The organism is Paraburkholderia sp. PGU19, from assembly GCF_013426915.1.
Taxonomy (GTDB): Bacteria; Pseudomonadota; Gammaproteobacteria; order Burkholderiales; family Burkholderiaceae; genus Paraburkholderia.
Genome location: NZ_AP023180.1, coordinates 681,774 through 694,129 on the forward strand (window position 1 = coordinate 681,774; position 12,356 = coordinate 694,129).

General features: G+C 64.4%; 9 protein-coding genes. 5 read left to right on the top strand and 4 right to left on the bottom strand.

The window, feature by feature from the left end:
* Positions 1-47: 47 nt before the first annotated feature.
* From H1204_RS20660 to ppk2, 3 genes are all read left to right on the top strand, one after another.
* On the top strand, positions 48-272 hold the full coding sequence (locus tag H1204_RS20660; RefSeq protein WP_180732506.1) for a hypothetical protein: 225 nt from the start codon (positions 48-50) through the stop codon (positions 270-272).
* Positions 273-485: 213 nt separating this feature from the next.
* A complete protein-coding gene (locus H1204_RS20665) occupies positions 486-743 on the top strand; it encodes an RNA-binding protein (RefSeq protein ID WP_042309390.1) in 258 nt (85 codons plus the stop codon).
* Between the two features lie 68 nt (positions 744-811).
* Positions 812-1,663 carry a polyphosphate kinase 2 gene (gene ppk2 / locus H1204_RS20670; protein WP_180732507.1) on the top strand — a complete coding sequence of 284 codons (852 nt, stop codon included), beginning with the start codon at positions 812-814 and terminating at the stop codon, positions 1,661-1,663.
* A 65-nt stretch (positions 1,664-1,728) separates the two neighbouring features.
* On the opposite strand, the gene H1204_RS20675 is transcribed toward ppk2, so the two are convergent.
* Genes H1204_RS20675 through H1204_RS20690 form a run of 4 tightly spaced genes read right to left on the bottom strand, consistent with a single transcriptional unit; the run spans position 1,729 to position 9,408 of the window.
* Positions 1,729-3,330 (bottom strand): MlaD family protein, encoded by a 1,602-nt coding sequence (locus tag H1204_RS20675; protein WP_180732508.1) that lies wholly within the window; start codon positions 3,328-3,330, stop codon positions 1,729-1,731.
* A 52-nt stretch (positions 3,331-3,382) separates the two neighbouring features.
* The gene (locus H1204_RS20680) at positions 3,383-4,840 is read right to left on the bottom strand and encodes an efflux transporter outer membrane subunit (RefSeq protein WP_180729916.1); all 1,458 of its coding nucleotides are present in this window, start codon (positions 4,838-4,840) and stop codon (positions 3,383-3,385) included.
* 1 nt (position 4,841) lies between these two features.
* A complete protein-coding gene (locus tag H1204_RS20685; protein ID WP_180729915.1) occupies positions 4,842-8,069 on the bottom strand; it encodes a multidrug efflux RND transporter permease subunit in 3,228 nt (1,075 codons plus the stop codon).
* Between the two features lie 31 nt (positions 8,070-8,100).
* Complete coding sequence (locus H1204_RS20690; protein WP_180732509.1) at positions 8,101-9,408, bottom strand: efflux RND transporter periplasmic adaptor subunit; 1,308 nt, start codon at positions 9,406-9,408, stop codon at positions 8,101-8,103.
* A gap of 464 nt (positions 9,409-9,872) precedes the next feature.
* Here H1204_RS20690 and H1204_RS20695 point away from each other — a divergent pair, with 464 nt between their 5' ends.
* The gene (locus H1204_RS20695) at positions 9,873-11,213 is read left to right on the top strand and encodes a TAXI family TRAP transporter solute-binding subunit (RefSeq protein ID WP_180732510.1); all 1,341 of its coding nucleotides are present in this window, start codon (positions 9,873-9,875) and stop codon (positions 11,211-11,213) included.
* A gap of 37 nt (positions 11,214-11,250) precedes the next feature.
* The gene (locus H1204_RS20700; RefSeq protein ID WP_180732511.1) at positions 11,251-12,351 is read left to right on the top strand and encodes an AI-2E family transporter; all 1,101 of its coding nucleotides are present in this window, start codon (positions 11,251-11,253) and stop codon (positions 12,349-12,351) included.
* Positions 12,352-12,356 lie beyond the last annotated feature (5 nt).

The following is a 12,356-nucleotide window of genomic DNA, read 5'->3' on the forward strand; positions in this document are numbered from 1 at the left end:
AAGGGTGTCGAGATCTTTAGCGGTCTTTAGCGTAGCGGAGGAATCAAATGATGAAGGGCTATCTGGTTTCATTGGCCGCAGCCGCATGCGTTTCTGTTTCTCTGGCGCCGTTGCAACAGGCCGTCGCGCAACCGTCCGCCTTGAAGCCGATGCAGGACGCGCAACGCAAGGCGGAGCAAAAGGCGCGCGAGGCGAAGAAGGAGGACGAACGGGCGGAAGCGCCTGACAAACCGCAAACGCCGGAAAGCGCGAAGCCGGCATCATCGCCTTGAGAGGCGCCGTTTCGGTTTTTGCGGTAGTCACGTTCAGCGTTGTGCAATTCGTATCGTTGAGCGGCTTGCGGAAACCCGACAACGCGCGTGGAAAGTCATAGACTGTTTGCATACACCCAACTGCTTGTGAAGGACCCGCAGAAGCTGTCGCCGGCTTTTTCAACCTTGTGTGCTTTGTTCGATGGGCTGACTTTCAATGAGGAGAACGTCGTTATGGCTGAGCTTTGGGTTGCCAATATCGAAGACAACACGACCGACGAGGAAATCAAGACCTTCCTGTGTCACTACGGGTTTCCGCCGTTCGATTCGATCCGGCGCGTAGAGGGAACGGGCGAACGTCCCGCAGTCGTGCTTGAGTTCAATGACGTCGGCGCGCATGTGTTGCAGAGTCTGCAGCCTCGCGTTCATAACATGTTCTGGAAAAGCCGCACGCTGACGGTCCAGGTCGTGCCCACGCGGGACGAGTCCTGAAGCCGGTACGGTCCATGCGCGGCATGGGCCGCTAGCCGAACCGACACGACGGTCACAGGAGACAAGCGATGCCTGAATTGAAGAACGAAAAGAACAGCGTACGCAGCGGACAGTCGAATGACGCGCGTGAGCGTACTAAAGCGCCGGGACAATTGAAGAACAAGGAGTATGAAAAAGAGCTCAAGTCGCTTCATATCGAACTGGTGAAACTGCAGGAATGGGTCGTGCAAACGGGCGCGAAGGTCTGCGTGATCTTCGAAGGACGCGATGGCGCAGGCAAGGGCGGCACGATCAAGGCAATCACGGAACGCGTCAGTCCACGCGTTTTTCGCGTCGTCGCGCTGCCCGCGCCGACGGAACGCGAGAAATCGCAGATGTACATCCAGCGCTATCTTCCGCATCTGCCTGCCGCAGGCGAGATCATTCTGTTCGACAGAAGCTGGTATAACCGCGCGGGCGTCGAACGGGTGATGGGATTCTGTACGGAAGAGCAGGTGGAGAATTTTTTCAAGGCCGTGCCGCTGATCGAGCACGCCATCATTCAGTCGGGCATCATTCTGCTGAAGTACTGGCTCGAAGTCAGCGAGGAAGAGCAGACTCGCCGTCTCGAAGCGCGCATTACCGACGAGCGGAAGATCTGGAAACTGTCGCCGATGGATCTGCTGTCGTATAGCCGCTGGTACGACTACTCACGCGCGCGGGACGACATGTTCGCGGCGACCGATTCCGACCAGACGCCTTGGCACGTGGTGCGCTCCGACGACAAGAAACGCGCGCGTCTGAACCTGATCACGCATCTGCTCGACAGCATTCCGTACGAGACGATGCCGCGCCCGAAGATCAAGCTGCCGAAGCGGAAAAAGGCGGAGGGATATCACCCGAGCGACCGGCCAATCCGTTATGTGCGGGAGAAGTTCTAAAGGCTATCGACGCATCGTGTAGCGCACGCATTCGTCGCGCGAGAGCAACCGGCTCTCGCGCGACTTTATTTCGCGTCCTGGGCTTTGCCGCGCAGCAGCGCTTCAGGGTGTCGCTGCAAATAGTCCGACAGCGCGCGGAAGGACGCCGCCGTGCGCGCAAGCTCGCGAACCGCGTCGCTCGTGTCCTGCTGCAAGGCCGAATCGGGCTGCAGCGCGGTGTTCGCGGAATCGAGCGTCGCCTGCGCTGCCGTCAGCGCGCTCTTTGCCTGCGGCACCACTTGCGTGTTGAGATTGCGCATCAGCTGCGCGGTGCTGGCGAGCGTCTGTTGCGCGTTCTTGCCGATCTGTTCGAGCGGCAGGCTGTCGAGACGCGCGACGATCCGGTTGAGCGACTCCTGCAGCGATTGCAGGCCGCTCGGCGTGGTCGGCAGTTCGGGTGGCGTGCGGCTCCAGTCGATAGAGGCTTTGGGCGCGCTCGGGAAGAAGTCGAGCGCGATATACAGCTGGCCCGTGATCAGGCTGCCCGTCTTGAGTTGCCCGCGCAGACCGCGTTCGACGAGGAAATTGGCCAGCGCTCTCGGGTCGTCCCCGAGGCGGCCGCCTTTCGGGTCCGACGCATAACGCGACGTGAAGCGCTCCGGATAGATCTTGACCTCGACGGGAATGCTGATCTGCCTCGTGGCGGGATCGAAGCGCGTATAGATCGCCGACACCTCGCCGACCGTGATGCCGCGAAAATCGACGGGCGCGCCGACCACGAGGCCGCGCACCGAGCCCTGGAAATTGAACACGTAGGTTTCGACGATCCGGTCGTGCTGCTTCATCGCATCGGCGCGCGTGGCGAAGAGCGGGAACAGCGCTTTCGCGTCCGCTTCGGGGCGGTCAAGCGATGCGGTCGGCGTCTCGAACGCGAGGCCGCCGACGAGGATCGACACCACCGACTGCGTATTGATCTGCACGCCTTCCGTGCCGAGCGTCACGTCGATGCCGCCCGCCTGCCAGAAGCGTGAATCGCTGTTCACGTAGCGGTCGTACGGTGCGTTGATGAACACGTGCAGCGTGACGCCGCCGCCGTCCTTGTCGAGATCGAACGACGTCACCTGTCCGACCTGCAGGCGCCTGAAATAGACTGGCGTGCCGACATCGACCGAGCCCAGATCAACTGCTTTCAGCACGAACTCGCGGCCCGGCACGTCGTTCGCGAACACGGGCGGAACCTCCAGCCCCGAGTAGTCGCGCCGCGTCTGTTTCGCGTGGCCGATATCCATGCCGATGAACGCGCCCGACAGCAGCGTACTGATGCCCGACACGGTGCCGCCCGCGATGCGCGGCCTCACGACCCAGAAGCGTGTGTCGTCGACGAGCATGTCGGTGGCGTCGCGCGTGAGTTCGGCCGTCGCGATGACGTTTTTATAGTCTTTCGACAGCGCGACTTTCTTCACGACGCCGATGTCGACGTCCTTGAACTTGATCTTGGTCTTGCCCGCTTCCAGACCTTCGCCCGTCCTGAAGCTGATCGTGATCGTCGGACCTTGCGACAGCACCGCCTGCACCGCGAGCCAGATGCCGACCAGCACGGCGACGGCGGGCACCAGCCAGATCCACTGGATGCGCCAGCGCTTGCGCGGCACGGCGACGGCTTCAGGTAGCTCGGGCGGGCGGCTCATGACGGTCGCCTCATGTTGCGGGCGAGGCGTTCAAAGGGGAGGGCGAAGTCGCTCATTTCGCGCTCTGCGCGGCTGGATCGCCGCTGTGCTGCGCGGCCTGGGTGGTCATGCTTTCGGCCGTGATGACCCAGCCTCCGCCCATCGCCTTGTACAGGTTCACATACGACACCAGCACGCCCGCCTGGGTCTGCGTCTGGTTCAGCTGCGCGTTGAAGAGACTGCGCTCGGCATCGAGCACCTCGATATAGCTCGTGTAGCCGCCTTCGTACCGCAGCCGGGCCAGATGTGCATAGGTCGCCAGCGCGTCCACCTGGCGTGCCTGCACGTCGAACTGTTCACGCACCTTCTGCGACGAGATCAGCGCATCGTCGACTTCCTGGAACGCGACCTGGATCGCCTTGCGGTACGAGTACAGCGCCTGTTGCTGCACCGCCTCGGCCTGCTTCACCTGGCCGACGATCGCGCCGCCTTCGAAGATCGGCTGCGCGATCGAACCCGCAAACGACCACACGCGCGCCGGCCCCGTAAAGAGCTTCGAGAACTGCCCGCTTTGCGTGCCGAGCAGCCCCGTCAGCGAAATCTGCGGGAAATACAGCGCCTTGGCCGCGCCGATCTGCGCATTCGCCGCGACCAGATCCTGCTCGGCCTGACGCAGATCGGGACGGCGCTCCAGCAGGTCCGACGGCAGCCCCGACGGTACGGCAGGCGCCGCGAGTTCGGCCAGCGCGCGCCCGCGCAGGATATCGCCCGGATTGCGCCCGAGCAGCACCGAGAGCGCATCTTCCTGCTGCGCGATCTGCGCCTCGATCTGCGGAATCACCGCGCGCGATGCCTCGTATTCCGACTGGCTCTGCGCGAGTTCCATCTGCGAGACCTCGCCGCCCTTGAAGCGCAGTTCGAACACGTGCACGGATTCGGCGCGGCTCTCCGTGGTGGCCTTCGCGATCTCCAGCTGCCGGTCGAGACTGCGCAGGTTGATATACGACGACGCCACCGACGACACCAGCGTCAGCACCGTGCCGCGCTTCGCTTCTTCCGTCGACAGCAGGCTTGCGCGTGCCGATTCCGTCAGGCGGCGATTGCGGCCGAAGAGATCGATCTCCCACGATGCCGAGAGCGACGCCGTGTACGTGTTGAACACGGGGTTCTGCACGTTCGCGAGCAGCGGCGACGAAGACGTCGAGATGCGCTGGCGTTCGGCATCGAAGCCAGCGCCGACCTGCGGAAACAGCGCCGCGCGCGTCGTCACGAACTGGCCGAGAAACTGGTCGACGCGCGCCGCGGCGATCTTCACGTCGTTGTTGTTCGCCAGCGCGGTCGTGATCAGTTCATCGAGCACCGGGTCGTCGAACTGCTTCCACCATTCAGTGTTCGCGATGTCGGCCGCGTAGTTGTCGGGGAAGCGGTACGTCGCGGGCACGTCGAGCGGCGGGCGCGAGTAGTTCGGCCCGAGCAGGCAGCCGCTCAGGGCGAGGACGCATGGCACGCAGAGAACGAGGGCGCGGCGCATGTCAGTCACCCTCGCGCGGTGCGGACGGGTTCGTCGTCGGGCCGCCGCCGACCTTGGGGCCGCCCACCGAAGGCGGCACCTTTGGCGGCTCGCCCGCCTTCTTGGCCTTCTTCTTCTCCGAGCGCTCCGACATCGTTTCGAGCACATAGAAGAACATCGGAATGAAGAACACCGCGATCGCCGTGGCCCCGAGCATCCCGCCGATCACCCCCGTGCCGATCGAATGCCGGCTGTTGGCCGACGCGCCCGTCGCGATCGCGAGCGGCACGCAACCCAGGATGAACGCGAGCGAGGTCATCACGATCGGCCGCAGCCGCTCCTCGGCCGCCGTCATCGTCGCGTCGAACACCGACTTGCCCGACTCGCGGTTGAGCACCGCGAACTCGAAGATCAGGATCGCGTTCTTCGCCGCGAGCGCCACCAGCATCGTCAGACCGATCTGGAAGTACACGTCGTTGTTCAGCCCGCGCAGCAGGATCGCCAGCAGCGCGCCAAACAACGCAAACGGCACCGCCATCAGCACGCCGAACGGCAGGCTCCACTTCTCGTACTGCGCCGCGAGAATCAGGAACACCATGATCAGACCGAACACGAACACCAGGCCCGAGGTGCCGCCCGACTGCTTCGCCTCGAACGCCTCGCCGCTCCACGCGATCCCGTACTCCGACGGCATCTGCGCGCCCACTTCCTCGAGCGCGGTGATCACCTGGCCCGACGCGTAGCCGGGCGCCGCGTTCGCCGTGATCTTCACGGCCGGGAAGTTGTTGAAGCGCGTGATCAGGTCCGGCCCGGTCACGTAGCGCGAGGTCACCACGGATTTGAGCGGCACCATGCTGCCGTTCGTGCTGCGCACGAAGATCTGCGTCAGGTCGTCGGGCCGCAGCCGGTACGACGGCTCGGCCTGCAAAATCACCTGCCACAGCCGGCTCGAGCGGTTGAACTGCGACACGTACAGCGAGCCGAACATCGTCTGCATCGCGCTGTAGACGTCCTGGACGGGCACGCCGAGCGTCTCGGCCTTGTCGCGGTCCACGTCGACCAGCAGCTGCTGCGAGTTCGCGTTGAAGGTCGAGGTGACGCCCGTCAGTTCGGGGCGCTGCTTGGCCTTCGCGACGAAGTCGTCCACCACGGCGGCGAACTGCGCGATCGTCGCGTCACCCTTGCTCTGGATCCACATCTCCGTGCCGCCTGTGGTGCCCAGCCCCGGAATCGACGGCGGATTGAGGGGCACGACGATGCCCTCGCGGATCTGCGAGAGCGTCTTGTAGGCATCGATGAGCACGGCGCGCGCATTCTGCGTGCGGATATTGGCCGACGAATACCGGTCCTCGAAGCTCTTGAAGCCGACAAAGAACGTCGACGAGTTGTTCTTGTTCTGGCTGTCGAGAATGCTGAAGCCGTCGACCGTCGTGATGCTGCCCACGGCCGGCTGCTTCATGAAGTACTCGGACACGCGGTCCGACACCTGCCCCGTGCGGTCCAGCGACGCCGCATCGGGCATGATCACGGCGCCCAGCAGATAGCCCTGGTCCTCGGGCGGCAGGAACGCGGTGGGGATGTCGCGCATCATCACGACGGCCAGCACGATCATGCCGACAAACAGCAGCAGCGCGATCACGAAGCGCTTGATGATGAGGCGCACGGCACGCGTATAGCCCGCCGTCATGCGCGCGAACTGGTTGTCGAACCAGCGGAAGAAGCCCTTCTTCTCGTGATGTCCGGGCTTGAGCAGCAGCGCCGCGAGCGCGGGCGAGAGCGTCAGCGCGACGATGCCCGAGATCACCACGGAAATCGCAATCGTGATGGCGAACTGCTTGTACATCTGCCCGGTGATGCCGCCGAGAAACGCCACCGGCACGAACACCGCACACAGCACCAGCACGATGGCGACGACGGGCCCGGCCACTTCATCCATCGCCTGCTTGGCGGCCGCCTTCGGATCGAGCTTGTGCACGGTCATGTTGCGCTCGACGTTCTCGATCACGACGATCGCATCATCGACCACGATACCGATGGCCAGCACCATGCCGAACAGCGTGAGCATGTTGATCGAGAAACCAAGCGCCTCCATCCCCATGAACGTGCCGACGATCGACACGGGCACCGCGAGCACGGGAATCAGCGTCGCGCGCAGGCTCTGCAGGAACACGAACACGACGATCACCACCAGCACGACGGCCTCGAAGAACGTGTGCACGACGTCCGAGATCGAGGCGCGCGTGAACTCGGTGGTGTCCATCGCGATCTCGTAGTCGATGCCCTCGGGGAACGTCTTCTTCATCTCGGCGAGCGTGGCGCGCACCTGCTTGGAGACATCGAGCGCGTTGGCGCCCGGCTGCTGGTAGACGGCGATCACGGTGGCGGGCTTGCCCTGGAAGCGGCTGCGGATCGAGTAGTCCTTCTGGCCCAGTTCGGCACGGCCGATGTCCTTCAGGCGCACGATCGCCGCCCCGCCGCTCTGCGCGCGGATGATGATGTTCTCGAACTCGCTGGGCTCCGTCAGGCGCCCGGTGGTCGTGACCGCGAACGACTGTTCGACGGGAGCGCCCGTAGGCGATTGCCCCAGACGGCCGACGGCGAACTGCTGGTTCTGGTTGGCGACGGCGCGCTGCACGTCGGCGGCCGTGATGCCCAGCTGCGCCATGCGGTCAGGGCGCAGCCAGATGCGCATCGCGTAGTCGGGCGTGCCGAAGATGCTCGACTGGTTGGCGCCCGGGATGCGCTTCAGGGCGTCGAGCACGTAGACGTTCGCGTAGTTGGCGATATAGGTGGCGTCGTAGCGCTCGCTGGGCGAGTAGATCGCGATCACCATCATGAACGCCTGCGACTTCTTCTGGACCTGCACGCCCTGGTTGGTGACCGACTGCGGCAGTTGCGGCAGCGCGAGGTTCACGCGGTTCTGCACGTCGACCTGGGCGAGTTCGGGGTTGGTGCCGATCTGGAAGTACGCGTTGATCGTCAGGTTGCCCGTCGAGGAGCTCGACGAGCTCATGTAGATCATGTTGTCGGCGCCGTTGACCTGCTGCTCGATCGGCGCGGCGACGTTGTTGGCGACCACGTCGGCGCTCGCGCCCGGGTAGGTCGCGGAGATCGTGATCTGCGGCGGCGTGATGTCGGGGTACTGCGCGGTGGGCAGCGCGAGCATGCACAGCGCGCCGCCCAGCGTGATGACGATCGAGATGACCGAGGCGAAGATCGGCCGGTCGATGCAGAAGTGGGAGATGTTCATCGGGTCGGGGTGCGCCGGATGGCGTCGGTCGTCATCGGGTCATCGGGTCAGGGCTCACGCTGGCCGGGCGCGTCTGCGCCAGCGTGGCGGCGGGTGCGGACGCCGCGGCGGCGCTCGCCGCAGGCGGCGCGGAAGCCGGCGTGGCAGGCGCACTGCCAGGCGCCGCGCTCACCACCTTGATCTGCGCATCCGACGACACACGGATCGCGCCATCGACCACCACCCGCTCGCCCGCCTTCAGCCCTTCGTTGACGAACCAGTCGTCGCCGTGCCAGTCGCCGACGTCGACCACGCGCTGATGCGGCTTCGAGTCCTGGTCGAGCACCCACACGAAGTGGCTCTTCGCGCCCTGCAGCACCGCGCGCTGCGGCACCAGCACGGCATTGGGCCGTACCGCACCCGAGACCATCGCGCGCACGAACTGGCCCGGCTTGAGCGTGCCCTTCGGATTGGCGAAGGTGGCGCGCACGAGGAAGGTGCCCGTCTCCTGGCTGAACGCGGGGTTCGCGAAGTCGATGCGGCCCTTCTGCGGATAGACCGAGCCATCGGCCTGGATGATCGTTACGTCGAACTGGTTGTCGGCCGGAAAGCGCAGCAGGCCCTTGGTGATCTGATCGCGATAGCGCAGCAGTTCGTTCTCGGAGATGCTGAAGTTCACCCACATCGGATCGAGCTGGTAGACGTAGGTGAGCAGCCCCGACTGGTTCGGCGTCACATAGCTGCCGTCCTGCACACGCGCGAAGCTCGACAGCCCCTGCAGCGGCGAGCGGATCGTGCAGTAGCTCAGGTTCAGCTCGGCCGTGCGCACTTCGCCCTGCGCGGCGATTACGGCGGCTTCGGCCTGTTTCTCGTTGCCGGTGGCATCGTCGAGATCCTTCTTGCTCAACGCGTTCTGCGCGGCCAGCGGAATCACACGGGTGAGGTTCTGTTTCGTGACGAGTAACCGCGCCTGCTGCTGCGCGAGTGCGCCCTTGGCGGACTGCAGTGCCGCCTCGAAGGGCTGCTTGTCCATCACGAACAGCACCTGGCCGTCCTTGACAAGCGCGCCTTCCGTGTACATGCGCCGCTCCAGAAAGCCATCCACACGCGCACGGATTTCTACCTCGCGTGAACTCTGCGTCTGCGCGGTGAACTCGAAATCGACGGGCGTTTCCTGCTGCCGCACCGTGACGACGGTGACTTCGACGCTCGGGCGTGGGGGTTCGGTGGGGGCTTTCTTGCAGGCGGCGAGAGATGCCAGTGCGAGCAGAACGAGAGGCACAAGCACCCGTTTGCGCGCCGGATGCTTATTCACAGCAAGACAGAGGCAGTTCGATAGCCGATACGACAAAGACGCCATGAGCGCCTCCCCATTCAAGCTACAACGTGCCGAGCATCACGCGACAACACGAGCGCGCGCTCGCGCGCCGCGCGGACTGGCAGCCAGGTTCGAATTGTGTTGACGGGCCAAAACGCTGCCAGTCGCTTTGCTGCTTCGAAGGTCTCCTTCACGCCGTTCCCGTGTTCGCCGCCGAGCGGACGACAAGGGGCAAGCGGGCCGCCAACGACCAGACGAATACGCGGCTCCGCAATATCGAGTGGCATGTCTGCGCACGCGCTGCAGCCGAAAGCGCGGGCTTCACGCAGCGAGTATCTGGCAACGGCACGGCCCGCACCATTGGACTTTGGTCCAATACCGATCCCCGGAATCGTGCATTACGCTGATCAGAACGCTGGACGCCTAATGCGACACATACGCGCACATGCGCTCCGAATGTCCTTTCACGCAGGTGAACGGACCCTGGCAAACGAGAGGGCCAGGCGATGCCCAGGGACAACCCAGCGCTTCACCGCAGCCAGAAGCCACCCGTCGCGCCACGGCGCAGGTGGCTTTTTGTCGTTGGTGCCGTCATCGCGCTGGCGGCGCTGGGCTGGGGGCTGTATACGGTCATCGAGCCGGCTTTCCAGACACGCATCGTCATCACGACGGGTGCGGACAAGGGCATCTATCGCGGCTTTGCGGAGCGCTATGCGCCCATCCTCAAACGCGACGGCGTGACGCTCGATATCCGCAGTTCGTCCGGTTCGGTCGAGAACTACGAGCGGCTCAAAGACCCCACGAGCGAATACCAGGTGGGCTTCGTGCAATCGGGCACCACCACGCCTCAGGAAACCGATCATCTGGAAACGGTTGCCGCCGTTTCGTATGAGCCGATCTGGGTCTTCTACCGTGACACGCAGACCATCAACCGGCTCGCGCAACTGCGCGGCAAACGGATCGGCGTCGGCGTGCCGGGCAGCGGGCTACTGGAGGTGTCGCGGGTCTTGCTGGGCTACAGCGACATCACGCGCGACAACACCCAGCTGTTCGAAATGGATGCGACGAAAGCCTGGCGCTGCCTCCAGGACGGCTGTCTCGACGCAGCGTTCTTCATCGGCAGGCCGGACGCGCCGATGCAGCAGATGCTGCTGAACAGCGACCTGAAGCTGATGAGCTTCGCTCAGGCCGACGCGCTCGTGCAGAAATTCCCGTCGCTGAAAAAGGTGACGTTCCCGCGCGCGTCGACCAGCATCGTCGACGATCGCCCGCAAACGGACGTCACGTTGCTGGCCGCGACGGCGCTGCTGGTCGCCAAGGACACGCTGCATCCTGCGCTCGTCTATCTGTTGCTCGACGCAGCCAGAACCGCGCATGCGGGCGAGGACTATTTCACGCCGCTTGGCACCTTCCCCAATCTGAATACCGATGAATTCCCCGTCTCCAGCGAAAGCGAGCGCTACTTCAAGTCGGGACGTCCGTTCCTTCAGCGCTACCTGCCTTTCTGGCTTGCAAGCTTCATCGAGCGGCGCCTGCTGATTCTGGTGCCATTCATGGCCGTGCTGATCGGGCTGGTGCAGGCGCTGCCGCGCATCCTCGAATCTCGCGTCAAGAAGCGCTTCGTAGTCTGGTATCGCGAACTGAAGGCGCTGGAAGACGAAATCTGGCAGACGGCGCAGCCATCTGCGCGCCAGCTCTCGCAATGGCACAACGAACTCGAGAGCATCGACGCGCAGGCGAGCCAGATCCGCGTGCCGACGCGCTATCTGCAGGACGTTTATGCGCTGAAGCAGGCGATCAGCGTGGTGCGGCACCGCATCTCGCGGGCAGCGGGATCGACCGGTTAGCGCGGGGCATCGCGCAGTGACTCAGCGGAGAGAATCGATGTTGCCCATTCAGAGTTCTGAGAAGTCGCTTGCGCGCGGCATGCTCGACGTGCTGATCCGCGCGGGACTGATCGCGATTCTCGCGATCTTCTGCTTCCGTATCGTCGTGCCGTTCCTCAATCTGCTGGTGTGGTCGCTGATTCTGGCCATCACGCTCCATCCGCTGCTGGTTCGCCTGCGAGGGCAGTCGACACGCTACAACGGTCTGCTCGCGACGCTGATCATTCTCGCCGCGTTCGCCATCATCCTCGTGCCGACCTACCTGCTGGGCATGGCGGCCGCGGATTCCATCGAGCATGTGACGGCCATCATCAAGAGCGGCGGCTTCCGCATTCCGCCGCCGTCCGACGCGGTCGCCGGCTGGCCGCTGGTCGGGCAGCGTCTGTACGACTTCTGGTTGCAAGCCTCGACGGATCTGACGGGACTCGCGCAGCGCTTCGCGCCGCAACTGAAGGAAGCCGGCCTTGTCGTGCTCGGCACGCTGGCGGGGCTCGGCGTCGGACTGGTGACGTTCGTCGTCGCGCTGATTCTCGCCGGCGTTTTCATGGCGCATGGCGAGCAAGGCCGTCGCAGCGCGGTGCTGATCGCGTCGCGCGTCTCCGGCCCGGACAACGGCCCGAAGATCACCGAGTTGTGCATTGCGACGATCCGCGCCGTCGCGCAAGGCGTGGTCGGCATCGCGTTCATCCAGATGCTGCTGATCGGCATTGGCTTCGTCGCGATGGGCGTGCCCGGCGCGGGGCTGCTCGGGCTCGCGGTGCTGTTGATCGGCATCATGCAGTTGCCCGCCACCCTCATCACGATTCCCGTGATCGTGTTCGTATTCGCCACGGAAGGCGCGAGCGCCGCGACCATCATCTTCGCGATCTACACGTTCATCGCGGGGCTGGCCGACAATGTGCTCAAGCCGCTGCTGCTCGGCCGAGGCGTCGACGTGCCGATGCCCGTCGTGCTGATCGGCGCGTTGGGCGGCATGATCACGAGCGGCGTGCTGGGTCTGTTCATCGGCCCGGTGATGCTCGCGGTCGGCTACCGGTTGTTCTGGCGATGGGTCGAGGATCAGCCCGCCACCGAATCACGCAGCAGGAAGGGCGCTTGATCGGG

What these genes read in the sequence shown, in the direction of transcription:
- H1204_RS20660 (WP_180732506.1), top strand. Translation starts at nt 48, where the DNA reads ATGATGAAGGGCTATCTGGTTTCATTGGCCGCAGCCGCATGCGTTTCT.
- H1204_RS20665 (WP_042309390.1), top strand. Translation starts at nt 486, where the DNA reads ATGGCTGAGCTTTGGGTTGCCAATATCGAAGACAACACGACCGACGAG.
- ppk2 (WP_180732507.1), top strand. Translation starts at nt 812, where the DNA reads ATGCCTGAATTGAAGAACGAAAAGAACAGCGTACGCAGCGGACAGTCG.
- H1204_RS20675 (WP_180732508.1), bottom strand. Translation starts at nt 3,330, where the DNA reads ATGAGCCGCCCGCCCGAGCTACCTGAAGCCGTCGCCGTGCCGCGCAAG.
- H1204_RS20680 (WP_180729916.1), bottom strand. Translation starts at nt 4,840, where the DNA reads ATGCGCCGCGCCCTCGTTCTCTGCGTGCCATGCGTCCTCGCCCTGAGC.
- H1204_RS20685 (WP_180729915.1), bottom strand. Translation starts at nt 8,069, where the DNA reads ATGAACATCTCCCACTTCTGCATCGACCGGCCGATCTTCGCCTCGGTC.
- H1204_RS20690 (WP_180732509.1), bottom strand. Translation starts at nt 9,408, where the DNA reads ATGGCGTCTTTGTCGTATCGGCTATCGAACTGCCTCTGTCTTGCTGTG.
- H1204_RS20695 (WP_180732510.1), top strand. Translation starts at nt 9,873, where the DNA reads ATGCCCAGGGACAACCCAGCGCTTCACCGCAGCCAGAAGCCACCCGTC.
- H1204_RS20700 (WP_180732511.1), top strand. Translation starts at nt 11,251, where the DNA reads ATGTTGCCCATTCAGAGTTCTGAGAAGTCGCTTGCGCGCGGCATGCTC.